Genomic DNA, 24,906 nt, shown 5'->3' on the forward strand with positions numbered 1-24,906 from the left:
GTGTCGGGGGTTCGGTCGTCGCCGGGTACGGCCCTGGGCGACTCACACCGACCGCTCCGCCTCGGAATCCGCGAGCACCGAGCGGAGTTGCTTGGCGATCTCCCGCGCAGCGGCGGCCTTTCGCCGTCGGGGGTACGGACACCAGGCGGCTTTCGTGCCGCTGTCCGGGTGGGGGATGCCATCGGGGACCGGCTCGGCTCAGCCCGTACGGCCGTTGTCGGGTGATCGTTGTGTTGTCCGCACCCTTTGGGGTGCACACGCCGCAACGATCACCTGGACTTGTCCTGTGGGGAGGTGCCCACGACGGTCGCGCTGACGTGTGGTTTGTCAGACCTTGCGGCCGACACCCGCGACGACCTGCAGCATCGTCTCCGGGGTCTCCTCGTCCGACCACCAGTCCTGGACGTTCACCACACCCGGCGGAAGCACCTCAAGCCCGTCGAAGAACCGCTCGATCTCGGACTTGAGGCGGAAACACATCGGTGCCGCGGAGTACTTGGAGATCTCCTCCAGTTTGGCCTTCGCGCCGGGGTCGCTGGTGTCGGTGCAGAACTGGGAGATGAGGAGGTGGCTGCCGGGCGCGAGACGGTCGCGGTAGTTCGCGACCAGCCCGGCCGGGTCCTCCTCGTCGGTGATCAGGTGGAAGAGGCCTGCGAAGATCACCAAGGCAGGCTCGTCGAGGTTGACGAGCGCCCGGACCTGCGGATTGGCGAAGAACCCGTCCGGGTCGCGTACGTCGGCCTGGATGCAGGCGACGCCGTCCGCGTCCATCAGGGCGTTGTTGTGGATCAGTACGATCGGGTCGCTGTCGGAGTAGACCACCCGGGCGTCGGGGTGGACGGCCTTGACCGTGTCGTGCACGCTCGGCGAGGTCGGAATCCCGGCGCCGATGTCGAGGAACTGCTTGATGCCCTGGCGCGCGCACATCTCAGCCACGCGGAGCAGGAAGTTGCGCTGCGCCTTGCCGAGGACCGGGAGATCGGGGGCGAGGGCCATCACCTGACCTGCGCCGACCCGGTCGATCTCGTAGTTGACGTCTCCCCCGAGCACGTAGTTGTAGGCGCGGGCGTGACTCATCTGGGTAGCGTCGATACCTTCGGGCACTACCTGCGATTCACTCATTGGTCTCCTGTGCTCGTTTCATGTCGCGTGGCCGCCCCCGAGGCCGGGCGGGCGTCGTTGCCCACCGATAGCTTCATATCTTGTCGCGAGAAGGATCTATAGACATCTCATGACTTTTGATGACATCGTCATGTTTGGTGGATAGAGCTCGTCAATCTCAGAGTTTGATGTGAATTATCACGCTCCAGGACTTCGGGGTCTTGTGGGCTATTTGTAGTGATATATCCGAATTCATGGAGTGGGTGACGCCGGGCTGGAATCCGAGTCCACCCGATCGACGGGCAACCTGGAGCCCAGATATTTACCGCCCGGGTAAAGTTGTAGTGGTGGGTAGGGTTGGCGAACACCGCGTGATGTGCCACTGTCGTCACTCGTGGATACCGGGGTGGGATCCGCACGAGCAGAAGAGCAAGCGCTCAGCCGGATTATTCGCATAGCAACGGACGCGCACCGTCTCCTCGACGGACCGTTGACGTCGATGAGGGGCCTGACCTGGGTCGGAGGCGGCGCCGACCGATTCTCCGACGAACTCGCGCATGTACGGCGCAATCTCCAACAGGCACTGGGAGAGGCCGTGGAAAGCGTCACCGCCCGAGTCAGGCAGCTCGGCGGGCATGCCCCCGCGCCCCCGCCGCTGCAAACCCAGGTCGCCGTGGCGGGAGTCAGACCCGGATCGTTCACCGGCATCAACCCGGCAAGGTTGGAGCACCTGATCGCCGACCTTCGGCGGGCCGGCGAAGGGCTCACCCAAGCCGGCTCCCGGCTCTACGGCGAACTCAACGCCATCTGCGTCCCCGCAGAACCCGGCCAGAGAGTCGGCAAAACCGGGGAGTGGGCCGGAACCCAGGTAACAGACCTGACCCGGCGCCTCGACTCGATCCGCCGAACCGGCCCCAACCTCCCGTTCAACGCGGCCATGACCGGCTACGGCCTCTTCGGCGACCACGCCCCCGACCCAGCCAACGCCGCCAAGGTTCTGGGGTGGGCACAGGCAGGGAACAAGGATGCGTTCACCGAGCTTCTGAGAATCCAGGAACGCGGTACCTCCCCGGGCCTGGCGGCACGGGTCAACATCTGGTGGCTCACCCTGGACGAGAACACCCGGGCCGCACTATTGGCGAGCAACCCCGCCGGTATTGGCAGGCTCAACGGAATCCCGTCCGGAGTCCGCGACACCGCCAACCGCACCGTCCTGGCCCAGCGCAAGGACGCCGCCCGCCAAGCGTTGAACGACATCCTGTCCCGAAGACCAGAGGGCTGGAAGGAACAGGCCGAGGAGCAGTCGAGGATCCTCAAACGGATCGGCCAAGTGGAACGGGGACTCGCCGCGGGTGGAACCAACGGTCGCCCTGCCGCACTATTGCTCGCTTTCGACCCTGGCGGCCCCGTGGGCCGAGCGGTGATCTCCTACGGCAACCCCGACACCGCAGAACACGTGGTTGCCTACGTCCCGGGTCTCAGCACAAATCTCGACGGGGCAGCCGGTGACTTCCAAAGGGCTTGGAAGCTTCTGGATCGTACACAGCCGTATTCGAAGTCCGTTGCCTCGATTGCTTGGCTTGGATACGACGCCCCGCAATTATCAGCAGATGTTCTTATCAAGGGTAAGTCGGTGGCAGCTGACGATGTGGCTGATCGAGGAGCACTCATATTGGCGGCTTTCGCAGATGGTCTAAAGGCAACGCATCGTGGCGATGGGGATTCGCACATGACTGTGTTAGGGCATAGCTATGGTTCGCTTGTCACGGGGAAGGCAGCTGTGCTTCGGCCGGGAAGTTTTGCTGATCGGCTCATATTTGTGGGAAGTCCTGGGGTGGGTGTTGGCCACGCGGCAGAGCTGAGAATCGCCCCTAAGAATGTATGGGTAGGGGAGGCGCTATTCGATCCTGTAGCCGACCTCGGCAGGTTTGGTGAAGATCCGGGCAAGGTCGAGTTTGGCGCTCGTCCGTTCCCAGTGGAGCCTGGGCCGCTGTCAAGTGCTCACTCAAGTTACTGGGATCAAAACTCCACTTCACTGAGAACAATGGCTAAGATAGTGACGAACCATGAAGATCTTGCCGACTTTCCTGTTCATGATCCCTCGGCTCGCTGAGCAAGGCCGAGGGACGGTCCGCTATGGACGTAGCCCGTGTCCGACCTGGTGTGGCGTGTCCGAAGAATCCAGTAGTTGTCAGGGAAGTGGCCAAGGGGTCTGTCTATGCCTAGATCACTGAGAACGGTCCTCGCGGTGGCTATGCTCTCCATACTGGTGAGTTGTGGGTTTGGGGGAATATCGATGCGGCGCAGTGAAAAGCCTACAATCACACAGGAACAAGCCATTGCCCGATTGGAGCAATTGGTTGCTGAGGCAGTCGCGAACATCGATCCCAAACCACGCTTGGAGTTGTTCGAACCCTCGCTAACACCTGGGAATTGTCTAGATCCGATGGATGGGGGATCGGAAGACAGATTGGTTCTGTCGCGGGCATACTGGTTGCGTGGAATATCGAAAGATGGAGTGGTTGAGATTGCCGGTCAGGTAAAGCGCAACTGGGAGCAGAAGGGGTATCGGATTAAGTCGACGGGTTTCGACTCCAATAAGCCGGATATCAGTGGTTTCAGTGTTCCTGATGATTTCATTCTGTTGCTTGAACGGACAGAGGAAGGCGGTCTGTATCTCGGCGTCACATCCACTTGTATCTGGCCTAACGGGACTCCCGAGCCGAGTTCCGAGTCCAAGTGACCAGCCCCGCAAATGGTTCAGAGCACCCTGTGTCGGTGAACAACCGCTTGGGCTCCACGAAGATCGGCAGCGACCCTGTCTACCTAGGCCGACGGATCCCAACGTGGTCAGGGCATCCAGCGGCACGCCGTACCGAACCGATATCCAGCACCTCGCTCGGCCGGTCGAGCCCGTGTTCGGGAGCGAGATCCTATTGGTTACCGATGTCGTGGGAGATCCTGGTACAGTTGCCGACGTCGCGCCGCTAGCTCAGTCGGTCAGAGCAGCTGACTCTTAATCAGCGGGTCCGGGGTTCGAGTCCCTGGCGGCGCACTCATAATCAGGCTGCTGAACTGCGAGAACTCGTAGGACAGCGGCCTTTTGGTTTTTGTTCCGTGTCCCGCGCTCACGCATGCAGGTCTTGCAGATCGGTCGTATCGCCGCTCCGGCAAATGTGCTGAGCGTGTTGTGCCGGTGCGGACCTTAACCCGTTACGGGTGGGAGATCACACACGGGCTGTCCGGCGTGAAGTCGGCTGGTCGAGGGCTTCGTCATACCGCGAGTTCCGGCCATCCAGAAGCTTGAAGATCAAAAGCGTTCTGATCACTTCGGCTGGTGCCGGGACACGTGTCCTCCTCGTCACCGAGGGCTCGGCCAGGCTAGACCACTGGTCCAAATTGTGGACCAGTGGCCTTGTCCAGTGGTCCACAATGCGCTAGTTTCGCAGTCCGCGGGTCGAACCCGCTTTCCACCCCTGAGATCAAAGGTGGTCCAGTTGTGAGATGGAACACCCATGTCGCCGCAATCGCGGTGATCGCGACCATGACCGTTCTCGTCAGTGGCTGCACGTCCTCCACGGAGGGCTCCGCGGAAGCCACGAAGGTCGCGCTCCTCCTGCCCGAGAACCAGACCGCACGCTGGGAGCAGCGGGACAAACCCGCGTTCGAGGCGGAGCTCGCCAAGGCGTGCCCCACGTGCGAACTCCTGTACTTCAACGCTGGCGGCGACGCCGCCAAGCAACTGAGCCAGGTCGAATCGGCGCTGACCGAAGGCGCGGACCTGCTCGTGATCACGCCCGTCGATTCGACGGCGTCCGCGCCCATGGTCGCCCTGGCCGACGCGCAGAAAGTCCCCGTCGTCAGCTACGGCCGCGTGATCAACGACGGTGGAGCCGACTTCGCCGTCCGCTTCGACAATGTGGAACAGGGCCGTGTCGGCGCTCGCGCGCTCGTCGACAAACTCGCCGCCGACGGCGTTAAGGGCGGCAACGTGGTCATGATCAACGGCGATGCGCGCGACTCGGTGGTCGGCCTCATGAAACAGGGGGCGCGCGCCGCCCTCCAATCCGGCTACACGATCGCCGCGGAGTTTGACACCCCGGATTGGTCGGCGGAGAACGCGCAGCGGCAGATGCAGCAGTCGATCACCAAACTCGGGCTCGACGGCATCGTCGGGGTGTACGTCGCCAACGACGGCATGGCCGCCGGCGTCATCGCCGCGCTCAAGGGAGTCGGCGCCGACCCGATTCCTCCCGTGACGGGACTCGACGCGCAGCTCGACGCCGTACAGCGCATCGTGGCCGGTGATCAGTACGCGTCGGTCTTCCTCGACATCGAGGAGCAGGCTCGGATCACGGCGAAGATCGCATCGGCCATGGTGCGCGGCGAAGCGGTTCCCGCGGCGCTCCAGAACGGCACAACCGACGACGGGTCGCACAAGGTCCCCTCGTTCCTGCAGGTGCCCGTGCCGGTCACGGTCACCGACATCCAGAAGGTGCTCATCGACAGCGGCTACCTGAAGGTGGAAGAGATCTGCACGAGCGAGTACAAGGCGGCGTGCGACAAGGCGGGGCTGCGCCAACCATGACGCCCAAGGCTTCTCCGGTGATCTCGATCGATCTGGGCGGCACAACGGTGCGCGGTGCCCTCGTCGCCTTCGACGGCACACTCCTCCAATCAATCAAGCAACCCCACCAGGCTGGCAACGCCCCCAGCCAAGTGCTCGCGATCATGCGGCAACTCGCCGCCGAGGGAACGGCGCGCCAGGCCGTCGTCGGCTTGCCGGGCCGGGTCGACCGGTCGACCGGCACCCTCGAATTCGCCACGCAGAACCTCCCCGGAACCGACTTCAGCGGTCTCTCGGCGTCGCGACTCACCACCGAAACCGGTCTCGTCGTCGAACTCGCGAACGACGCCGAGCTGGCGGTTCTCGGCGAAGCGGCCTTCGGTGCGGGTAGCCGCCACGGCACCACCGCCTATCTGACCTTCTCGACCGGTGTCGGTGCCGCCGCGGCGGCAGGCGGCCGGATACTCGCCGGTTCGATGACCGGATACCAGATCGGGCAGTTCCCGGTGCTGGGGACCGCACGCCCGATCCTCAACGAACTCAGCTCGGCGTGGCGCATCCGCCTCCTCGACGAGGAGACCGGAACCCGGGCATCCGACATCCAAACGGTGATCGAGCGAGCCGACTCCGGTGAGCCGGCTGCGGTCCGTACCTGGGCGGATGTCGTGGACGGAGCGGCCGCCGCAGCCCTCTTGATGTGTCTCACCTGCTCGCCCGACGTACTCGTCATCGGTGGCGGGATCGCGCGCGGCGGCGGCGAACGCCTGCTCGCCGCAGTGCGGGAGCGCGTCGACCGGGACGCAGGCGCCCGCCTCGGTCTCCGGACCGAGGTACGGGCCGCGGCGCTGGGTGACGACGCCGGCCTTACCGGCGGAGCAGCCTGGTACGAGGCCCGGACCGCGATGGGTGCCCGGACATGACGACCACCGCGGGCGTCGTCCCGACTCTCGAACTGGACGGCATCAGCAAGTCGTTCGGTGCCGTCCGCGCGCTCACCGACGTCTCCATGCGGGTGGGCACGGGTGAAGTCGTCGCCTTGGTCGGCGACAACGGCGCGGGCAAGTCGACGCTGATCAAAACGATCGCCGGAACGCATGTCCGGGACTCCGGCACCATGTCGTTCGAAGGCGTCGTGGTGCATCCGCGCACCCCGAAGGAGTCCGTACGGCTCGGTATCGCGACCGTTTATCAGGACCTCGCACTCTGCGACAACCTCGATGTGGTGGCGAACCTCTTCCTCGGCCGGGAGCCGTCGAAACTCACGGTGCTGAACAGCCTCGACATGGAGAAGACGGCCCTCGAACTGCTTTCGCGCCTCTCCGTGAAGATCAAGGATGTGCGCGCCGCCGTCGGATCGCTCTCGGGCGGCCAGCGGCAATGCGTGGCGATCGCCCGGTCCCTCATCGGCTCGCCGCGGCTCGTCGTCCTCGACGAACCCACCGCGGCGCTCGGCGTCGAGCAGACCGCCGAGGTGCTCGCCTTGATCGATCGCCTGCGGGACGACGGGCACGCCGTACTCATGGTGAGTCACAATCTCGCCGACGTGTTCGACGTCGCCGATCGGATCGTCTGCCTGCGCCTCGGGAGGGTCGTCGCGGAGTTCCGCGTCGAGGAGGCCACGGAGGACGCGGTCGTCGCCGCCATCACGGGGGCGACCGACAGCCAGGCGCACCGGCGCCGTGCACAGCGGGCCGCGAAGACGGGGGAGAGCCGATGAACACGACCGTCGGCCATCGCCTCGCCGGTTTGCGGTCCGGTGAGCTCGGCCCACTCCCGGTGATCGTCGGCCTCGTGCTCATCGCGATCCTGTTCCAGCTGGCCAACGATCGATTCCTGTCACCGCAGAATCTCTTCAACCTGAGCCTGCAGATCGCGTCGACGGGCGTGATCGCCCTCGGAATCGTGTTCGTGCTCATGATCGGTGAGATCGACCTGTCGGCGGGTGCCGTCAGCGGCGTCACCTCGGCGGGAATGGTCGTGCTGAACATTCGGTACGGCTGGGACCCCCTCCTGGCCGTCGTGCTCGCCGTCGTCCTGGGAGCCGCGATCGGATTGCTGCACGGCGTCGTCTTCAGCAGGCTCGGCGTTCCGTCGTTCGTCCTGACGCTCGGAGGGTTGCTGGCCTGGCAAGGCGTGCAGCTTCTGATCCTCGGCACCACCGGGGCGATCAACATCCCCTACGACGGCCTGATCGCGGCGCTCGCGAACACGGCCCTGCCGGCCTGGTGGGGCCACGTGCTCGCCGCCGTCTTCGTCGTGGTCTCCGCCGCGGCGATCCGCGTCGACGCGGCCCGTCGCCGTACCCGAGGTCTGTCGGAGCGCCCGGCGCTGGGATCGTGGATCCGTACGGCGATCGCCGCCGCCGTGATCGTCGCGGTGACCCTCGTGTTCCAGCAGTGGCGCGGCATTCCGCTGTCCCTCCTCATCTTCATCGGCCTCGTGCTCCTGGTCGAGCTCATGCTGCGGTACACCGTGTTCGGACGCCGGCTGGTCGCGGTAGGGGGGAACTCCGAGGCGGCCCGCCGTGCCGGTATCCGGGTCACCCTCGTGAAGGCCGCGGCCTTCAGCCTGTGTTCCGCGTTCGCGGCGTTCGGCGGGGTGCTCGCGGTGTCGCGACTGTTCGCGGTGAACCAGAACAGCGGAGGCAACGACGTCCTGCTGAACGCGATCGCCGCCGCGGTCATCGGCGGCACCAGCCTGTTCGGCGGGCGTGGGACCGCGTACTCGGCGCTGCTCGGCATGCTGGTGATCGGTGCCGTCTCGAACGGGATGGATCTGCTGAACCAGTCCTCGGCGACGAAGTTCATCATCACCGGGATCGTGCTGGTGGCGGCCGTGGTCATCGATTCGGTGGCGCATCGGCGAAGGAAGGTGAGCGGACGATGAGCCTGGACGCGTTCCTGCGGCAGGGGTTCCTGCCGTTCGAGGCCGCGTTGCGACGCCAGCCGTCCGAGCTCACCCGCGTCGTCGCCACACTGCGATCGTCGGTGCGGAACGTACGGCGGGTGCCCGAGCGGCCGGTGTTCGTCGCGATCGGGGCGAGCCTGGCAGCCGTCGCCCCGGCGGTCGAGTTGCTCAGGGGCCACGGCATCGCGGCTCGCCGGGTCAACGCGGCGGAACTCGAGCATCGCCCGTCGGCAGATCCGGGCGACCTGGTGGTCGCCGTGTCGCAATCCGGCCGCAGCCGGGAGACCGTGGGCGCCCTGCGGCATGTGACGTCACGCACCCTCGCGATCGTGAACGTGACGGATTCGCCTATCGCGGCGCGCACGGACGAGGCGATCCTGCTAGGTGACCTGCCGGACAGTCTCGCCTCGACGATCGGGTACACGGCGACCGTCGCGGCGGCGTCGATGCTCGCGGAGTCCTGGGCGCTCGGAGCTCCGTCTCCCCATTGGGATTCACTCGGCGATCGCCTCGCCGTGTTCCTGACAGCGGTACCTGACGAGATCACGCTCCTCGCGGAGCTGCTCGACGAAGCCCACGTCGTCGACGTCGTCGCGCCCGTGGAGCACCTGGGCGCGGCCGAGGCCGCCGCGCTCCTCCTGCGCGAGGTGCCTCGCGTGCCCGCGGCGCCGTTCGAGTCCCGCCAGTATCTGCACGGGTTGATGGAAGCGGCCGGCCCCGGCACACTCCACCTCGTCTTCGACGGGCCCGACAGCGTTCACCTGCTGCCGAGCCTGGCGAAGGGGTCGGGCCGGGTGCTGCGATTCGGATCGAACGCGACGACGTACGGGCCGGAGGGCGACGGCGTGCTCACGATCTCGCCACCGGCCGTGTCCGCCGCGGAAACGTCGATCTTCACCGCGGCGGTGCTTCAGCAGGCGGCCCGGCTCGTGTCGCGCTCGCGCTCGATCGACCCGGACGAGTTCCTGTTCCTCGACACAGACATCAAACTCGGAGATGAGGTGGTCGAAGATAATGAGCCACGGAGATGATCGGCCGCAGCCGCGGCACGGAGAGGGGAACACGATGGCGGACGGTTCGCTGCTGCACCGCAGAATCAGCGATGCGTTACGCGAGCAGATCGAGCGTGGGGAGCTGGCACGTGGCTCCCGCGTGCCATCGGAGCGCACCCTCGCGGAGCAGTTCGGCGTCAGCCGCCTGACGGTCAGACAGGCCCTCAAAGACCTCGAACTCGAGGGGCTCGTCCAGGTGATCGGCGGAATCCGGTGGATCACCCGCCTTGAGAGCTCGATCGAGGAGGGCGGATCGGGACTCGTGAGCTTCTCCGATCTGGCCGCCGCCAACGGATTCCGGGTGACCTCGCGGGTGCTCACGTACCAGACGCGGTCGAGCACGCTCGACGAGGCCTCGGTGCTCGGGATCGCGCCCGGCGCCGACGTCATCGACCTGGCCCGTCTGCGCTTCCTCGACGGGGTGCCCGTCGTCGTCGACTACACCCTCATCCCCGAAGCGGTCGCCCCCGGCCTCGAGGGCGTCGACTTCACGACCGAATCGCTCTACGCGATCCTCGCCGAACGGTTCGGCGTCCACACCGTCAACGCGGAGTGCGTCATCGAGGCACGTGGGGCGAGCCCCGAGCTGGCCGAGTACCTCGGCTTGAGCGCGGGGGAGCCGATTCTGGAGATCATCCAGCTGATCTACGACGATCGCGGCCGCGTCGTCCAATCGGGCCGGAGCGTGTACCGCGGCGACCGATACCGTTTCCGCGCGCTCCTGGAGTCGGGCCGTGGTGCCAGGAGAACGGTCAACCGAGCCGTGGAGCGCGTGACCGACCCGTCGCCGAACTTCGGGAAGGTGCTGCGGTGAGGATCTCCGCGAGCGGGGCGGTGATCTCGGGCGCCTGGGTCGCGGGCGACCTCGAGATCCATGACGGGCGGGTCGTACGCTGCGGACTCCCGGCGACGGGCAAGGGCGTCGTGCTGCCCGGGCTCATCGACGCCCATGTCTGCGGGTACGCGGGCGCCGACTTCAACACCGCGGACGCGGAAGGCATCGCGATCGCGCGCGCCGCGCTGCTGCGTGACGGGGTGTTCGCGTTCCAGCCGACCGTCATCACCGATGACGTGGACGTGATGGTCCGCCAGTTCCGTCGGATCGCCGACGCGCCAGGCGAGGCGCACGGGCTCTCCGGAATCCTGGGCGTGCACGCCGAAGGGCCGTTTCTCTCACCGGACCACCGCGGGGTGCATCGACCCGAGTTCCTGCGAAAGCCTGACATCGACATCGTGACGCGGCTGCGTGAAGCGGGGCCGTTGACCACCCTCACCATCGCCCCCGAGCTGGACGGCGCGCTGCCGCTCATCTCCTGGGCCGCGCGCCAGGGAATCGCGGTGCACCTGGGCCACACCGGCGCCGACGCGGCGACGGCGCGCGAGGCCTTCGCCCGCGGCGCCCGCGGCGTGACGCACCTCTTCAACGGGATGGCGCCGTTCCACCACCGCGAGCCGAACGTGGCGGCGGTGGCGCTCGCGCGAAGCGGCATCACGATCCAGCTCATCGCCGACGATGTACATGTCGCGACCGAGGTCGCCGAGACCGCGCTCCGCGCGGCCGCCGATCGGATCGTGCTCGTCACCGACTCCACCTCGGCCGCCGGGGGCGCCGACGGGCCGCTCACGATCGCCGGGCTGTCCGTCATGGTGGTCGACGGTGTTCCCCGGCTCGCGGACGGAACCCTCGCCGGCAGCACCGTCACGCTCTTCGAGCAGGTGGCCCGGCTCGTCCGGCGCGGCTGGGCTCCGGACACGGCGGTCAACCTGGCCAGCCGCGCCCCGGCCCGCACCCTGACACGCGCCGGATCGGGCGAACTACAGCTCGGCGGGCTGGCCGACCTGCTCGTCACAACCGACGACTTCCGGCTGGACCGCGTCCTCCAGGCCGGCGTGGACGTCAAGCGCTGACCGATATCCCCGCCCCTACTCGGCTTCGACGACCTCCGACCTGCCGGACTGGCGCGTGGCTTCGAGGGGTTTCACGTCGATGCGCATCCACGGGTACATCGGCGAACGCCGGAAGATCGAGACGGACGGCAAGGTCATCTGGCGCGGAGGACGTCCGGCCGGTGACGTACGGGCCGTGCCCCGCGGGGACACCGTCGTCTTCTCCGGCATCCGCGGCGACCACACCTTCGCCTGGAGGGGTGACCAGCCAACCGCGCGGAGGGGCGGTAAGAACTTTGCCGTTGTGACCGGACGAGACGGCCGCGTCCGGTCACCTGGCATGCCGGGATCGGCGACGTCAGCGCTTCACCTTTCCTTCTTGGTCGCGACGATGAGTTCGACGGGGCCGGGGATCACGGTGACGTCGCCGAAACCGCTCTCCCGCAGGAGGCGTTCGTAGTGGTCGATCTCGTACAGGCGGCTGACACAGGCGTCGATCCCCATGAGGAAGTACGACCAGAAGAACTGGGCAAGGTGACACACATCAGGGCCGAAGACGTCTTCCCGCAGCCTCTCCACGCCTTGGCGTAATTGCCTCGTGCGCAGGACTTCAGACATTCTTGCGTACGACTTCGGAAATCGACACCGTGTTTCCGAGCGGAGCACGCCGGACTCACGGTAGTCGTCTTTGAGTACCATCAGTTCCTTGGAGCCGTCGGCACGGACCCCGATCAGAGCCTTAGTCGACGACCACGCGTTCGGAACCCTCAAGCCGCCCAAGACCACATTCGGACCTGGGCTTCTTCGTAGGCGAACCGAATGGTCAAGGCCGTGCAATTGCACGGTCGGTTGCTCGGTGGTTACTCTTCGGCCATCGGCACCTGTGAACACGCGGTGGCATTTGGGGTATTTCGGGGACGGCGGAAAGGGGTGGAGCGTTACAAGGAAACGCACTTAGGTATGGCCTTACACAAAGGCTAGCGACTCTTGATCAGCGGGCCGGGGTTCGAGTCCCTGGCGGCGCACCCGTTAGAAACCCTGGCTCAGGGCGCTGAGCCAGGGTTTCTCGGTTCTTAGCGGACCTCCGCCAGCCTGCGGATAGACCGAGGTGCTCTATCAACGGCTAGGTGCGTGTGGGTGTGGCCTATTTCCGTGATCCACATTTCCAGGAACACGATCATGTTGAGTCGGCTGCAGGCCGGTGCTGGCGTTGGGATACTGCTGTGTGTCAACCATAGAGCTTCAGGCGGTCGTGTTCCTCGGCGACTTGCTGGTCGACCTCGGGGACGGTGGACAGATGCTACACCTGCAGAATGTTGCTGACCTTCTAAGGGGGAACTTCGGCGAGCTGGTTTTGTTCGCGAGAAGTGGATCTGGATCAAACTCTCGCGAACAAAACCAGCGAGCCATTTGTCGAGCACGCACGAGCCCTCGGTAGGCACCTTGATCTGTGATCTTTAGCGTAGGGCATGCGGGGTTGGCAATGGCACGTGCCCGCAAGGCGTAGATGCTTGACATCGCATCCATTCGGGCGGCGGCAGTCGCGACCGGTATTTAGTGATCTTCTGCGAGGAGATCAAGAGGGCCAGGGCCGCCATCGCAAGACAACCCCCTCGACATCAGCGCACCCGAACATGCCTGTGGGCGCGCTGCCTGTCATCCAGATGATCTTCTTCCGTCATGTTCTACGTGAGTTCACCGGTGTCAGAGGACTCTGGAGTGGCCAGAAGAGATCGGGCCTGAGCCCCCCAGCCACTGACGTAACTGTTCGCCGAGGCCATCCGAGCTACGGCTGATGTGATCTTGGAGAGTGGCTTGCGAAGCTGGCGGCTGAGGTCTTTCCCCGAGTCGATGACATGGGACATCTCCAGGAGATAGCCGATGGCCTCGTTTGCGATTTCCTCCAGATCAATGAGACTGCTCAGGATCTCGTTGGTCTCTTCGGGACGCTCGTTGAGAGGTAGGCTCTCAACATGGGCGAGGACTAGGCGGACGCCGGCGTCGGCTGAGTACAGCCGCTCTGTGCAGTGTTTCGAGCTCGTATCCATGTCGTTCGCAGGCCCACTGATTGCGGTCGCGAAACGCAGTATGACGGCCAGCATCGCCGTTGGCCGACGTTCCCCTTCCGTGAGCCTGCTGATTTCTGGAAGAAACGCGTCACAGGCTTCCATGATGGCTTGCAAGGAAGCGGTCAGATTCTCCAGATCGTCGACTATGGCCACCATCTCGACTTCGATCTGAGCGTAGGCGTCCAGTAGCCCCAGTGCGTCTTCTTTCTCGTCGATGGTGACGACGTCAGAGTTGACGACTGCGCCGTGCAGGATACGGGCCGGTGTGAGGATGTCGAATCCATTGCGAATGCCGAGTTCCAGCGTCTGGCGAAGAGCTTCACGAGCCTCGATCAGTCCGCCCTTGGTTCGGCCATACATGATGGTGCGGACCTTGGCGAGATAGAAAGGCAGGTCCGCTGCGTCGGCCGCGTCGCGGAGCTGGATCGTGGGTTTCCCTGTTCCCTGCCGGAGCGCCAGCTCCCAAATCACGTTGGGGTTGAGGCCAGTAAGATCGGCGATGACGAGGTCGGCCTCCTTGACGTGGCGGCAGATCTGGTCGGCGATTTCCCCAGTGCTGGGCAATTCGTCCGCTCGGATTGGGGTGATACCGAAGGCTGCGCAGGCAGTCTGAATAACGTTCTCGTAGACAACGCGCATTTCTTCGTAGATCTTCAACTTGGGGCTTCCCGCTTTGGCGTAGGGATCCCCGAGCGGTCCGAGTACGAAACACGACCAGGTTCCACCCAGTTCCTCTGCTGGGGCCCCGGCAATGGGGATATTGGCGATTGTCAACGAACCTCCTCATATTCTCTGGCGTGGTGGATACCCGATTTGATGTGCTCTGCATGAACGGGAACCTGCTCGAGTCCGAGCGCTTCCATCAACAGGGCTGTGGGGATGCGGTAATGGCGGCCGATGCGTAGGACAGAGCAGGGAAACGCGTCCGTGTGGATCAGCCGGTAAGCAGTGGCACGACAGATACCGAGGGCTTTCGCCGCGGTGGGAAGATCGAGTGTCAGCGGAAGGTCGAATGCTTCCGCGAAGGTGAGCGGTGTCTTGATCAACGGCGCGCTCCGATCGCGCGAAGCGAGATGTGTCCCGTCGCCGCATCATCCAGCGGCCGTCGTGCGCGGAGGACGATATCGGCAAGTCCCAACCGGTAGGCGAGCGTCCCAAGACGTTCACCCTCGATCCGGGTGGAGTCAGCGACGAAACGGAGGGGAGCGGAGAGTCGGTCAGGCCGTGGTGGTGGAATGAACTCCAATTCCCAGCCGCTTTCGGCGTACGACTCTAGGTCGTCGCGTGCCATGAGGTCGCACGAGTCGTTGACCGGTCGCTCCCGTCTGGCGGCGCATGCGAGTGCCCAGGTGCTCCTCGATGCGGCTATGAGGAGACTCTCACTGGCATCGAGCCGGTTCAGGTCGATGTTGTGCAGATTCTCCAGGAAGGCGGTGACGAACTCGGCCTCCAGATCCTCGCGAGATTCGCGGAAGCGGCTGGAGATCATGGACATGACGCGAGTCATCCATGGTTCGGCCAGCCAGACCGCAAACAGGAAACTTAGCTCTTGGTCGGGTTCGCCATGCCGTGCTGCCAGGATTGCAGCACGCCAGACGGCTTCGTATGGCCTGTTGCCCCTGATCGAGGCTTTCGCCTCCTGCGGAGTGAGACGGATCAGGCCGGAACTCGTGTCAACCAGCAGACCGGGATGCTGCTCGACAACGCGCGTCTCGATTGTCTGGAACAGGACGTTTCGTGGACGCAATGTCATTGATCTCTCCTCAGTACTGTTGATCGAGAACGGCGAGGAGCTGCTGGATGGCTGGATGCCGGTCCTCCCGTACTGTCGCTAGGAGCGCATCAAATGGTGCGGATCCGTCGGGGGAGAGGTAGGCGAATCGCTGCCAGGCGAGCATGGTGTCGCGGAGGCGTGACCCTGATCCGTGCGAACGTGTCACCCGACGAATGAGAATGGCTACCGAGCGTCTACCAGACTCCTTCACGATGTGCGCCTGGAACCAGGTGAGATATCTGGACAGGAGCCTGGGAAAGAGTGTTGTGGCGTAGCGTGTCTCCGCTTGGCCTGACTCCGTCCATCGCGTCAGCTCCTGCAGGACAACCGTCCGGTCACCCTGGTAGAACCGGTCCATCAGGGCTTCATCGATAGCGTTCGCGATGCGTGGGGCAGGATCCAAGTCTGAGTTTCGGATGAGCCTGACGACCAAGCCTAGGATGGGTGCGGTAGGCGTGGTCTCGGCACTGCCGCCGCAGGTCAGCGCTGTCACATAGCGGAGCCGCTCGTCGGTGCTGCCGGCCCAGCCGCCGAGCTGGGCGAAGATCTCGTCGGCATGTGTCATCTCAGCCACGAGGGTTCGCAGCGCGGCAGCGGCGACCTTTGGGCCGCGTGGGTCGCGGGAAACGGCGCTGGCCCGAATCCGAGTCAGTTGCAGGTGTCGTGGGTGGACAACGGCCGACGTTGCGAGTGCCTGGCCTGCGGGCGGGATCAGTTCGGCCTCGGGCACACTGCGCAGCCACTCGGCGGCTGGCTCGGCGAGCGGGCCCCGCCAAACCTGACGGAGGATTGCTTTCGCCCAACGGCTGCGGGCGAAGACCACCCGGACCGGTGGGTCGTTGTGGCTATGCCTGACCGTCTCGACTCGCACGCCGACAGGGCGCAGGAGCGTTTCCAGAGACCGAGGGGCCGCTTCGTTGGGAACCGTTCCTGCGATGCGTGCCAAGCGCCGAGCCTGTTCCGATACTGTTTCGGGCGGTTGGCCGACGAAGGCGGCCGCCGAAATCAGGACGTGGCGGAGGTCCTTGTCCAGGAACCAATCAGGGATGAGTTCGTGGACTTCTCTGTCCGCCCCCTCGTCAAGAGTCGATCTGATCGCGGCAAGTCTGCTTCTGTGAAGGTGGTCAGACGTATCGAGAAGTGCTTCGAGGACGTCCATGGCGTCTTGGGGAGAGCCGTCGCGTGAGAGTACGTTCCTGAGAAAACCCGGGGGAAGACCTCGGGTCACAAGACCTCGTTCCGATTCCTCTGGGACAGCCGCTCTGAGGCGCGCCGCGAAGACCTCTTCGGCGGAGGGCGGCTGACAGCGTACGAGAGCAGGACCGATGAGCCCCATCGTCCGATCGTCGAGACGGACCCCTTCAGGGAGGATCACGACCATTACCGCGTCCGCTGCCATCAGCCTCTCCCTGACCGCCACAATAGCCGCGCGGGATTGCATCAGAAGACTCGGTGAGCCATCTACCAGATAGCCGTCAGCCGCGCCTGGTTCGGGCGTCCAAGTCGCGAAATCGACATCCGGGCTCAGGCAGCGAATGATCACCTTGTCGTTCCGAAGGCCTGCGAGAAGGGCGCAGGCCACGGTCCGACGTCCTGTGCCGCGTTCTCCGGCCAGGAACAGGAGCCCTTCGCGAAGACCCTTCCTCGCTTTGCGGATTCCCCTTACCGGCACGAAGCCAGGCACGGGTTCGACAAGCAAAGACCCGATCAGGTTGGGGCTCGCAGACGGCACCTCCAGAGGCGACCGGGGATGTGTGCAGGACTGACTGCCTTGAACCCTTCCGTTGTTCAGGTTGTGAGCGATGTTGATAAGGAACTGGAAGGGTTCCTTCGACGCGTCGTCATGCATCACGGCTCCAGGCGATCTGGTGGCCTTGAACGACGCCGTTGTTGATGTTTCCGTGTTTCACGTGATTGCTCATCCACATCGGCGGCCGTGAACCAGGCCCTCCACGTGGATCGGCGGATGTGGAGACGTTCTGGATCAGTCCTGTAGACGGGATGGGAACATAGAGGTAGCCCGGTTGGTGGAATCTCTTCGACGTCGCCTCTACCTTCGTGAACTGGCTCGGGCGAAGAGTGGTACGACCGCCCACGACAGTATTCTCGAATACCTCGGAGGACAGCAGGATCGCGGTGAAGGTGACGTCCGGATCGCTTTCCTCCAGAGCGCGATACAGGGGCTGGCTGTTCAGGAGTCGCGAAACCGTGTTCGTCGCGGCGGAGACGCCGGGGGTATCTGGACGCCGGTCATCCAGCAAGCCGGCATGAAGGGCTAGACGGAGTCGGAGGCGGATGCCTTGTGAACGCAGTTCTGGTCTCATGTCACTCAGGCGATGCTGTACGTGAGCGGCGAAGGGATCGATGAGCCGCGCGAGAGCTTGAATGGGGAAGGCTGCGAGGACGCCGTCGCCTTTGAACACTCTGAAAGCGAGGGCGTCCCAACTTTTGCCGAGTCCGGACGCCTCACAAGCGTCTCGAATCACTCGCTGGAAGTACAGGGAGACATCTGGCAGCGCAGTGTCGGGATGGGTGGTGAAGCCTTCTACATCGGCCGCCAACAGCGCTCGGTACTCCTCCATGGGAGAGCCTCTCTATGATCGGATGGGCACCCCAACTATGCGCGATGGTGATGAGGGCGGCTGCCTAGGATTTGGCACGGCGCTGTCCACTTTCGGACAGGGAAACGAGGTGATCCCACCTCAAGATCACAACGCGCCTCTGCTCGGTCTCGACGGTTCCAGCGCGACGAAGCCAGTGGAGTGCGTTGTCGACGGACTGGCGGCTTACGCCCACGGATCCTCCGATCTCCTCATGGGTGAGCCTGACCTCATGCATGCCATCCGGCCGACGGCGGGCGAAGCGGAGAAGTGCATGACACACTTTCCTCTTGGCAGGAAGATGGATAATTAGGGTGTGCCAAGCGTTTATGTCGGCAACTCGAATCATGGCTTGTCGCCGCAATTCATCGCCAAGCTCCGATTCTCGGGCAAGCTTAAGAAACTGATTCGCCTGTAGCGTTGATATCTGGCATCGAGTCACGGCCTTAATTGAGCAGGATCGGGGCATTCCCGAGAGTATGCCAGTCGCTCCTAGGGTTTCTTTATGCTCAACAATCGAAAGAAGTATTGGCTTGCCGTCTGGCTGCTCCCTGACTGCCTTTACTTGTCCGTCAAGAAGTAGGATGACGCGATCAGGCAATGTTCCCTGGTGGAGGATTGATTCTCCGGGAGACACGCATCGGGGGTGCCCGAATTCAATCAGCCCGTCCAAGAGGGCTTCTGGAATCTTCACCCTACCCACTATTGTCGAGCTAAAGGATGTAATCAAGATGTTTGGAAAAGTGAGCTGAGTCACATAAGGGGAGGTGTAGGGTCGGAGTGTAGATGATCATTCATGGGAATCGAATATGTTGGGCCTTTCATGTTTCCGGTTGTCGGCACGTCAGGCTTCAGGTGATGGCGATAGGTGAGGTCCTGAGCCGGGCGGACAGTCCGTAAGAGCGATGCTTACCTTGAGTGTTAATCTCTGTTTCTTCGAACGACGATCATGCGGATCGACCATCAAGGATCACTCGTACGCGCTTGTATCCACAAAGGCGACACCTATGCTGACCGCGTTGCCCCGCGATCTGCCGGAACGCACGATAGATCCCCACGATCGACCCGCGAAGAGCGATCCTGCGCTTGATGTGGGTGCGGGTGGGCGCGCCGGCCTGATGCGGCTCCTGGCAGGCGATGTACGGATTTTCGCTGTTGGCAGCTGGGCGGGAACCTGGCAGCGGATCCTGGCCGGTCTACGAGCACAGGCAGATGCGGCGGGATTGATCACCTGAGAGGTGGGCCTGGACTCCGCCATCGCCCGGGTGCATCAGCACGCCGCCGGGGCTCGCAAGCAGCCTGACCTGCCGTCTCATGATCAGCGGGTCTGGGGTTCGAGTCGTCGGCGGCGCATTACGACAGTAGTCATGATCTGGTCATACTCCACTCAGTGGAGTATGACCAGCATCGTTTCCGGGACCTATTCGGGGTCACCGTCACAAATCTTTTTTGGTCGCGACGATGAGTTCGACGGGGCCGGGGAGTACGACGACGTCGCCGAAACCGCTCTCGCGTAGCAGACGCACGTAATGCTCGATCTCGTACAGGCGGCTGACGCACGCGTCGACCCCCATGAGGAAGTACGACCAGAAGAACTGGGCGGCGAGCCGTTCCGGGGTGCGGAACTCCTCGCAGATCAGGATCCGGCCGCCGGGCGGCAGGGCGCCGTGGGCTTTGCGGAGCAGCATGCGCGCCGTGGGGATCGGCCAGTCGTGCAGGACCCGGACGAACGACAGGGCGTCGTACCCGGCCGGGAGGGGTTCGCCCAGGAAATCACCGCCGACGAACCCGAGCCGGTGCCCGTGGGGGCTGTCGAGGCGGGTACGGCCGACCAGCGGCTCCGCTTCCGGCAGGTTGTAGACGTCCACGCGCAGGTCCGGGGAGTGCGCCAGCAGGTGGGCGGCGAGGGTGCCGTCGCCGCCTCCGACGTCCAGCAGGCGTGACCCGGGCGTGTTCCACAGTAGCTTCGCGTGCGTGCGGAACGTCTGGACGAACGGGGTGAGGCCGGCCGCCATGCTCTGTTCGAAGCCGGCCAGTTGCACGGCTCCCTGGGGTGGCCAGGCGAAGGCGTGCGGGGGGATCGACGTCATGCCGCGGAGTACGCCGGCGAGGTCGCCGTACAGCATCCGCCACGGGTAGCGGTCGCGGTCGAGTTCCAGCGATCCGGGGCCGACGACTTCGGCCGCCGCGCGGCGCAGGCCGGGAACGGCTCGGTATCGGGTCAGGGTGTAGTCGTCGACGACGGCTTCGGCGCGGACCATGCCGAGGCTTTCCAGGCAGTCCAGCAGCTTGAACAGGCGACCGGGAAGGACGTCCAGCCGGGCGCCCAGCTCGGCCACGCCGACGTCGGCCTCCTCCAGCGCGTCGAGCAGGCCGAGGTCGAGCGCGGTCCGTATGACGTCCATGGCTTTCGAGCCGTTGGCGAGGAGGCTCATGAGCGCTCGCGGCGAGTAGGCGGTGCCGGTCATCGGCCGACCTGCTTGCGTTCGACGTCCACGGCGTCCATGAAGGCGTCGACTTCGGCGATCGTGGTGTAGATGTGCGGGGCGACGCGGAGGGAGCCGCGCCAGCTGCACACGATGCCGCGGCCCGCCAGCCTGTTTCGTACGTGTTCGGCTCCCGGGAAGCGCAGGCAGACGACGCCCCCGCGGCTGTCCGGGTCGCGCGGCGTGAGCACCTGGATGTCTGCGGCGTCCGCGCGTTCCAGGATGCGGTCGGTGCAGGCGAGTGAGTGGCGCCGGATCTCGTCGATGCCGACGAGGGCCAGCAGGTCGAGCCCGACCCTGGAGATCATCGGCCCCAGGGGCATGGGGGTGCCGCCGGAGAGGCGCCGGGCGTCGGGGGCCCATCCGGCGGCCGGTCTGAAGCCGGTCGGGTCGGCGCCGGCGAGCCAGCCGGTCGCCGCCGGTCTGAGTTCGGGCAGCAGGTCGGGGCGGATGTAGAGGAACGCGGTGGAGGCTCCGCACATCCATTTGTGCGCGCCGCCCAGCAGGAAGTCGACGCCGAGGGCGGTGACGTCCAGGGGGACCGCGCCCACGGTCTGGTAGGCGTCCACGATGACCTTCGCGCCGACCGCGTGCGCGCGGGCGACGATCCGTTCCAGGTCGAGGAGGGCTCCGGTCGCGTAGGCGCCGTGGGTGACGCACACGCACCGGGTGCGTTCGTCGATGGCGGCTTCCAGCGCGCCCACGTCGTGGCCTTGCAGGGGTACGACCTCCAGGTCCGCCCCGTAGCGGGCGAAGCCGCGCCACAGGAACGGGACGGTGGGGAACTCCAGATCGGTCGTGACCACTTTGGTGCGCCGGCCGGTGAAGTCGAGGCAGGTGGCGACGCGGGCGAGGAGGGTGCTCAGGTTGACGTCGGTGACGACCGATCCGGGTGGCGCGCCGATGAAACCGGCCACGGCGTCGGCGTAGGCCTGCGTCTGCTCCAGCCAGCCGGACCATATCTCGTCCCGCCAGTTGACCAGGGTCTGCCAGTAGCGCCGCAGGACCGTCTCCACCCTCCGGGGTATCGCTCCGGTCGAGTTGCTGTTCAGGTACAGGCAGGTTTCCAGCAGCGGGAACTCGGCGCGTAGCGTGGCCTGGTCCATCATTTCTCCGCCTGCGCGGTTCGCTCGGTCCCGGGGGCGTATCCGTCGCCGCGGTCCCAGCCCGCGGTCATCCGCTCGCGGACTTTCCAGAGCGGGCGGAAGAGCGGCTGCGTCATCCGGCCGGTCAGCACGGTGGTGGGCACCCCGTCGAGTGCCGCTGTACCTCTGCCGACGCCGATGGTCCGGCGGACGAGCATGAAGTGGGTGAACAACCAGGTCTGATACGCCTCGTCGACATCCATCAGACATTCGAACGTGCGCTTGAGGTCGAGGTGCTCAGGGTCCGGTACGGCGTACACGTCGTAGACGGAGGTTCCCCGGCGGTCCACGAGCCGGTCGAGCGCCTCCGACACGAACCCCGCGGCCAGCTGCACGCGGTTGAATCCCGGGGACTCCTGGCCGCTGCCCTTGCCAAGGTGCCGTCTGATGGTCTGGTAGGTGTCGGGGGTAAGCGTCTCCAGCACGCGCATTTCGCCTGCGAGGCACCGGCTGATCCGGATGATGCGCTCCAGCCGGGCGGTGGCGCTCCAGAGGTCGTCGCCCTCCAGTTCCCCGACCAGCTCGGTCAGTTCGTGCGTGAGGAGCTTCAGCCACATTTCCTGCACCTGGTGCACGATCTGGAACATCAACTCGTCGGAGCAGACGAGTTCGTCCGCGGGGGACTGCAGGGTGAACAGCTCGGAGGTCTTCAAATACAGCTCGTAGTCGAGCTTCCCCTCGCCCACAAAAGTCTTGAGCACGGAATTGAATATCGGCTTCGACACCTCATGGCGAAGGTCGTCGACGGTGATGCACGCTGTGTTCACAACACTCTTCTCTCGCCGTGAACCGGCATATCGGGGAGACACCGAACGGCGAAGCCACTCGGTGTTCGTTTGGTACGGGTGTACGAAGGCGGTTTGAGCCGGCCGCCCTTTGCCACGCCCACACTGCGGCGAACCGGTCCGGCGGACCAGGCCTTATTACTCATTCGTGGCGGATCTCGCTTGTGGCGGATGCCGCCCGACTCACCGGCGTGCCGCCGCAGGGGTTCGCGCGATGAGCGCCGTACGGGAACTCAGGCTTCGGGCACCACGTCCTGGACACGCCGCCTGAAGTGGACGGCGTAGAGAACGGCCTGCGGCGCCGTGGAGCGAAAGGCGTCGTCTACGGTCGAGAACGCGATGCGCGGCGCCTTGTTCTTCGCTCTATCGGTCCGGAATCGTCAGCAGTTCGGTCAGCGCGGGATTGTCGATGTCGGCGCCGAGCACCCGGGCGGACGCGAGCGCCTGCCCGTCACCGAGGCGGTACCGGTGGAGGTGCGCACGCACCACGAGTTCCCGCATGTCGCACCGTGCGGCCAGGAGCGCCAAGGCCGAGACGAGCGGCCTGGCCCGGTTGTGGTCCCCGCGGGCCAAGTCGTTTGTGATCGTCGCGTCGAGCACGTATCCGTGGACCCATTGGTAGCGGTCGGGTACCCGGTTGGAGCGGAACGCCGCTTCGCCGAGCCAGTCCCTGGCCGCGACGTGGTCGCCCCGGCTGGCGTTGAGCAACCCTAGGCCGCGTGCGGCCATGCCCTGCCAGCAGGGGTCCTCGACCTGACAGGACAGCGCCCAGGCCTTCTCGAACCGGTCGGCCGCGAGCTCCAGGTGACCGGCGTGCAGATCGAGCTCCGCGCGGAGGGCCTGCGGCCAGGGCAGGAACGCCATCCAGCGCTGCCGGTGCGCCAGGCGCAAGGAGCGCGTCAGCGCGGCGGAGGCCTGGCTGCGCTCGCCGCGCAGCAGGTGAGCCCGTGCCGCGATCGACAGCGACCACGCCTCCTGCCGCTGGTCGTCGCGCAGGTTCGCCCGCTCGATCGACTCGTCGAGGTATCGGAAGGCGGCAGGGTAGTCGCCACGGTCGGAGGCGTTCATGCCACGGACCCCGAGGATTCCGGCGATCTCCTCGTCGGTCTCGGCCAGCGCCAGGGCTTTCACCAGAAACGCGTCCGCGGTCGTGCGCCGGCCCGCCTGCACCTCGACGAACCCCAGCACCCGGTGCGCCGTCACGGTAGTGGCGCGGTCACCCGATCGATCGGCCAGCAGGATCGCCTCGTGCAGGACCGCGGCGCCTTCCTCGTCCCGGCCCCGCACCGCGTGGACCAGCGCGCTTCCGAGAGCGCAGAGCGCGCGGGCCTGCAGGGCGACGTCCCGGCATCGGGTCGCCTCGAGCACGGCCCGGCGCAGGCACTGGATGCCTGCGTCCGCGGCACCGGCCGCGATGGCGGCACGCCCCGCCTCAAGCTGACTCGTGGCCGCCGCCCTGCCGCTCAGCGGCAGAACGATCAGCGAACCCGCCCCCACGGTGGCCGCCTCCCGAAGCGCCGCCGAGGCTTCGACGCCGAGCTCACGCCGCAGTACGTCCTCGCACACCGCGACCTGCCGCATGGCGCCGACCCGGTCACCGTTCACGGCCAGGCTCCGCACCAGCAGTTCGTGGTTGCCCTCCTCCAGCGGATTGCGGGCCACGGCACGCGCGGCGTACGCGATCGCGTCACCCGCGTGCCCCGACGCCAGCAACGCCACCGCAGCCTGGCGCAGTCGCGCCTCGACGGCTCCCGAGATCCGCTGGCGCTCCACCACGAGCCAGGACTCGAACTCCGGGCTGGAGGCCAGGTCCATGCCTTCGAGCAGCTCGCCGTCGAGGTCCAGGAGGGGGGTGGGGTCGGCGTGTTCGCGGTTGAGCAGCAGGACGTCGACCACCACGTCGTCGCCGAGCGCGGTGACCACGGGGTCGCCGGTGAGCACGCCGGGCAGGCCGAGAGCGCGGCGCAGCTCGGCGAGCGTCCACCGCAGGGCACCCAGCGGGTCGTCGGCGTCGCCGAAGAACAGCTCGGCCAGGCGTCTGCGGCCGGGCGGCCGTTCGGTCAGCAGAACGTAGGTGAGGAGGGCCCATGCCTTACGGCCCCGCGGCGGCCGGACCGCTTGGCCGTCCCGCTCGACGGATGGAGGTCCCAGCAACCGGACCTTCAACATGAAGCCCACCTCCTTGGCGGTGCACCTGGCGTGAAGCCGCCGGAACGGCCCGATTCGATCTTGACACCGGTCGGCGGCCCACGCACGGGAGACCGGTCATCCGGCTCTGACTCAGCCTGCGGCCAGGGCCTTCACGTCCGCGGTCGTCAGCGGCTTCCCGCCGATGCCCCAGTCACCGCTCTTGACCTCGTCGACGACGACCCAGGTCACCGGGCGCATGTTCTCGCCCTCGATGCCCACCATCGCCTCGGTGAGCGTCCGCACGATGTCGGCCTTCTGGTCGTCGCTGAACACACCTTCGATGACCTTCACGTTGATGAACGGCATTTTCCCCTCCGTGGTTCACCTGGCGCGCCGGCACGTC

The 24,906-nt window shown here is 65.5% G+C and carries 24 protein-coding genes and 1 tRNA gene; 11 read left to right on the forward strand and 14 right to left on the reverse strand.

Annotated features, from left to right (window positions below; genetic code table 11):
- Positions 1–327: 327 nt before the first annotated feature.
- The gene (locus RUR_RS24305; RefSeq protein ID WP_283137485.1) at positions 328–1,122 is read right to left on the reverse strand and encodes an SAM-dependent methyltransferase; all 795 of its coding nucleotides are present in this window, start codon (positions 1,120–1,122) and stop codon (positions 328–330) included.
- Between the two features lie 478 nt (positions 1,123–1,600).
- Between RUR_RS24305 and RUR_RS24310 the strand changes: the two genes are divergently transcribed.
- From RUR_RS24310 to nagA, 10 genes are all read left to right on the forward strand, one after another.
- Positions 1,601–3,214: an alpha/beta hydrolase gene (locus tag RUR_RS24310; RefSeq protein WP_283137486.1), complete on the forward strand. Its 1,614-nt coding sequence runs from the start codon at positions 1,601–1,603 to the stop codon at positions 3,212–3,214.
- A gap of 141 nt (positions 3,215–3,355) precedes the next feature.
- Positions 3,356–3,844 (forward strand): hypothetical protein, encoded by a 489-nt coding sequence (locus tag RUR_RS24315; protein ID WP_283137911.1) that lies wholly within the window; start codon positions 3,356–3,358, stop codon positions 3,842–3,844.
- Positions 3,845–4,082: 238 nt separating this feature from the next.
- A tRNA-Lys gene (locus RUR_RS24320) sits at positions 4,083–4,156 on the forward strand.
- Between the two features lie 444 nt (positions 4,157–4,600).
- A complete protein-coding gene (locus RUR_RS24325; RefSeq protein ID WP_283137487.1) occupies positions 4,601–5,689 on the forward strand; it encodes a substrate-binding domain-containing protein in 1,089 nt (362 codons plus the stop codon).
- Positions 5,690–5,706: 17 nt separating this feature from the next.
- Complete coding sequence (locus RUR_RS24330; RefSeq protein WP_283137488.1) at positions 5,707–6,588, forward strand: ROK family protein; 882 nt, start codon at positions 5,707–5,709, stop codon at positions 6,586–6,588.
- The gene (locus tag RUR_RS24335) at positions 6,585–7,385 is read left to right on the forward strand and encodes an ATP-binding cassette domain-containing protein (RefSeq protein WP_283137489.1); all 801 of its coding nucleotides are present in this window, start codon (positions 6,585–6,587) and stop codon (positions 7,383–7,385) included. The genes RUR_RS24330 and RUR_RS24335 overlap by 4 nt, the downstream gene beginning before the upstream one ends.
- Positions 7,382–8,554, forward strand: coding sequence for a sugar ABC transporter permease (locus RUR_RS24340; RefSeq protein WP_283137490.1), 1,173 nt, complete (start codon positions 7,382–7,384; stop codon positions 8,552–8,554). The genes RUR_RS24335 and RUR_RS24340 overlap by 4 nt, the downstream gene beginning before the upstream one ends.
- Positions 8,551–9,606, forward strand: a complete 1,056-nt coding sequence (locus tag RUR_RS24345; RefSeq protein ID WP_283137491.1) for an SIS domain-containing protein — start codon at positions 8,551–8,553, stop codon at positions 9,604–9,606. Before RUR_RS24340 ends, RUR_RS24345 begins: the two co-directional genes overlap by 4 nt.
- A gap of 34 nt (positions 9,607–9,640) precedes the next feature.
- Positions 9,641–10,441 (forward strand): GntR family transcriptional regulator, encoded by an 801-nt coding sequence (locus tag RUR_RS24350; protein ID WP_283137492.1) that lies wholly within the window; start codon positions 9,641–9,643, stop codon positions 10,439–10,441.
- Positions 10,438–11,535 carry an N-acetylglucosamine-6-phosphate deacetylase gene (gene nagA, locus RUR_RS24355; protein WP_283137493.1) on the forward strand — a complete coding sequence of 366 codons (1,098 nt, stop codon included), beginning with the start codon at positions 10,438–10,440 and terminating at the stop codon, positions 11,533–11,535. The genes RUR_RS24350 and nagA overlap by 4 nt, the downstream gene beginning before the upstream one ends.
- Positions 11,536–11,550: 15 nt before the next feature.
- Here nagA and RUR_RS24360 read toward each other — a convergent pair whose 3' ends face one another.
- The 8 genes from RUR_RS24360 to RUR_RS24395 all read right to left on the reverse strand — a co-directional run bounded on the left by RUR_RS24360 (position 11,551) and on the right by RUR_RS24395 (position 18,651).
- The gene (locus RUR_RS24360; RefSeq protein ID WP_283137494.1) at positions 11,551–11,745 is read right to left on the reverse strand and encodes a hypothetical protein; all 195 of its coding nucleotides are present in this window, start codon (positions 11,743–11,745) and stop codon (positions 11,551–11,553) included.
- Positions 11,746–11,880: 135 nt separating this feature from the next.
- On the reverse strand, positions 11,881–12,093 hold the full coding sequence (locus tag RUR_RS24365) for a hypothetical protein (protein WP_283137495.1): 213 nt from the start codon (positions 12,091–12,093) through the stop codon (positions 11,881–11,883).
- Between the two features lie 1,106 nt (positions 12,094–13,199).
- Positions 13,200–14,357, reverse strand: coding sequence for a hypothetical protein (locus tag RUR_RS24370; RefSeq protein WP_283137496.1), 1,158 nt, complete (start codon positions 14,355–14,357; stop codon positions 13,200–13,202).
- The gene (locus RUR_RS24375; protein ID WP_283137497.1) at positions 14,354–14,629 is read right to left on the reverse strand and encodes a helix-turn-helix domain-containing protein; all 276 of its coding nucleotides are present in this window, start codon (positions 14,627–14,629) and stop codon (positions 14,354–14,356) included. Before RUR_RS24375 ends, RUR_RS24370 begins: the two co-directional genes overlap by 4 nt.
- A complete protein-coding gene (locus tag RUR_RS24380; RefSeq protein WP_283137498.1) occupies positions 14,626–15,336 on the reverse strand; it encodes a hypothetical protein in 711 nt (236 codons plus the stop codon). Before RUR_RS24380 ends, RUR_RS24375 begins: the two co-directional genes overlap by 4 nt.
- 10 nt (positions 15,337–15,346) lie before the next feature.
- On the reverse strand, positions 15,347–17,206 hold the full coding sequence (locus RUR_RS24385) for a serine/threonine-protein kinase (RefSeq protein WP_283137499.1): 1,860 nt from the start codon (positions 17,204–17,206) through the stop codon (positions 15,347–15,349).
- A complete protein-coding gene (locus tag RUR_RS24390) occupies positions 17,199–17,939 on the reverse strand; it encodes a nucleotidyl cyclase domain-containing protein (RefSeq protein ID WP_283137500.1) in 741 nt (246 codons plus the stop codon). The genes RUR_RS24385 and RUR_RS24390 overlap by 8 nt, the downstream gene beginning before the upstream one ends.
- A 64-nt stretch (positions 17,940–18,003) precedes the next feature.
- On the reverse strand, positions 18,004–18,651 hold the full coding sequence (locus RUR_RS24395) for a Crp/Fnr family transcriptional regulator (protein WP_283137501.1): 648 nt from the start codon (positions 18,649–18,651) through the stop codon (positions 18,004–18,006).
- Between the two features lie 313 nt (positions 18,652–18,964).
- Between RUR_RS24395 and RUR_RS24400 the strand changes: the two genes are divergently transcribed.
- Positions 18,965–19,192: a hypothetical protein gene (locus RUR_RS24400; protein ID WP_283137502.1), complete on the forward strand. Its 228-nt coding sequence runs from the start codon at positions 18,965–18,967 to the stop codon at positions 19,190–19,192.
- Between the two features lie 201 nt (positions 19,193–19,393).
- Here the strand turns inward: RUR_RS24400 and RUR_RS24405 are convergent, their stop codons facing one another.
- From RUR_RS24405 to RUR_RS24425, 5 genes are all read right to left on the reverse strand, one after another.
- Entirely contained in the window at positions 19,394–20,425 is a 1,032-nt protein-coding gene (locus RUR_RS24405; protein WP_283137503.1) for a methyltransferase, read from the reverse strand.
- Positions 20,422–21,549 (reverse strand): aminotransferase class V-fold PLP-dependent enzyme, encoded by a 1,128-nt coding sequence (locus RUR_RS24410; RefSeq protein ID WP_283137504.1) that lies wholly within the window; start codon positions 21,547–21,549, stop codon positions 20,422–20,424. The genes RUR_RS24405 and RUR_RS24410 overlap by 4 nt, the downstream gene beginning before the upstream one ends.
- Positions 21,549–22,289, reverse strand: a complete 741-nt coding sequence (locus RUR_RS24415; RefSeq protein ID WP_283137505.1) for a tryptophan 2,3-dioxygenase family protein — start codon at positions 22,287–22,289, stop codon at positions 21,549–21,551. The genes RUR_RS24410 and RUR_RS24415 overlap by 1 nt, the downstream gene beginning before the upstream one ends.
- 447 nt (positions 22,290–22,736) lie before the next feature.
- Positions 22,737–24,542, reverse strand: a complete 1,806-nt coding sequence (locus tag RUR_RS24420) for an AfsR/SARP family transcriptional regulator (RefSeq protein WP_283137506.1) — start codon at positions 24,540–24,542, stop codon at positions 22,737–22,739.
- Positions 24,543–24,653: 111 nt separating this feature from the next.
- Positions 24,654–24,869, reverse strand: a complete 216-nt coding sequence (locus RUR_RS24425; RefSeq protein ID WP_283137507.1) for a tautomerase family protein — start codon at positions 24,867–24,869, stop codon at positions 24,654–24,656.
- Positions 24,870–24,906 lie beyond the last annotated feature (37 nt).

It is taken from the genome of Rhizohabitans arisaemae, from assembly GCF_025996515.1.
GTDB classification, from domain to species: domain Bacteria; phylum Actinomycetota; class Actinomycetes; order Streptosporangiales; family Streptosporangiaceae; genus Rhizohabitans; species Rhizohabitans arisaemae.

What these genes read in the sequence shown, in the direction of transcription:
- RUR_RS24305 (WP_283137485.1), bottom strand. Translation starts at nt 1,122, where the DNA reads ATGAGTGAATCGCAGGTAGTGCCCGAAGGTATCGACGCTACCCAGATG.
- RUR_RS24310 (WP_283137486.1), top strand. Translation starts at nt 1,601, where the DNA reads ATGAGGGGCCTGACCTGGGTCGGAGGCGGCGCCGACCGATTCTCCGAC.
- RUR_RS24315 (WP_283137911.1), top strand. Translation starts at nt 3,356, where the DNA reads ATGCTCTCCATACTGGTGAGTTGTGGGTTTGGGGGAATATCGATGCGG.
- RUR_RS24335 (WP_283137489.1), top strand. Translation starts at nt 6,585, where the DNA reads ATGACGACCACCGCGGGCGTCGTCCCGACTCTCGAACTGGACGGCATC.
- RUR_RS24340 (WP_283137490.1), top strand. Translation starts at nt 7,382, where the DNA reads ATGAACACGACCGTCGGCCATCGCCTCGCCGGTTTGCGGTCCGGTGAG.
- RUR_RS24345 (WP_283137491.1), top strand. Translation starts at nt 8,551, where the DNA reads ATGAGCCTGGACGCGTTCCTGCGGCAGGGGTTCCTGCCGTTCGAGGCC.
- RUR_RS24350 (WP_283137492.1), top strand. Translation starts at nt 9,641, where the DNA reads ATGGCGGACGGTTCGCTGCTGCACCGCAGAATCAGCGATGCGTTACGC.
- RUR_RS24360 (WP_283137494.1), bottom strand. Translation starts at nt 11,745, where the DNA reads ATGCCGGAGAAGACGACGGTGTCCCCGCGGGGCACGGCCCGTACGTCA.
- RUR_RS24380 (WP_283137498.1), bottom strand. Translation starts at nt 15,336, where the DNA reads ATGACATTGCGTCCACGAAACGTCCTGTTCCAGACAATCGAGACGCGC.
- RUR_RS24385 (WP_283137499.1), bottom strand. Translation starts at nt 17,206, where the DNA reads ATGCATGACGACGCGTCGAAGGAACCCTTCCAGTTCCTTATCAACATC.
- RUR_RS24390 (WP_283137500.1), bottom strand. Translation starts at nt 17,939, where the DNA reads ATGGAGGAGTACCGAGCGCTGTTGGCGGCCGATGTAGAAGGCTTCACC.
- RUR_RS24400 (WP_283137502.1), top strand. Translation starts at nt 18,965, where the DNA reads ATGCTGACCGCGTTGCCCCGCGATCTGCCGGAACGCACGATAGATCCC.
- RUR_RS24405 (WP_283137503.1), bottom strand. Translation starts at nt 20,425, where the DNA reads ATGACCGGCACCGCCTACTCGCCGCGAGCGCTCATGAGCCTCCTCGCC.
- RUR_RS24410 (WP_283137504.1), bottom strand. Translation starts at nt 21,549, where the DNA reads ATGGACCAGGCCACGCTACGCGCCGAGTTCCCGCTGCTGGAAACCTGC.
- RUR_RS24420 (WP_283137506.1), bottom strand. Translation starts at nt 24,542, where the DNA reads ATGTTGAAGGTCCGGTTGCTGGGACCTCCATCCGTCGAGCGGGACGGC.
- RUR_RS24425 (WP_283137507.1), bottom strand. Translation starts at nt 24,869, where the DNA reads ATGCCGTTCATCAACGTGAAGGTCATCGAAGGTGTGTTCAGCGACGAC.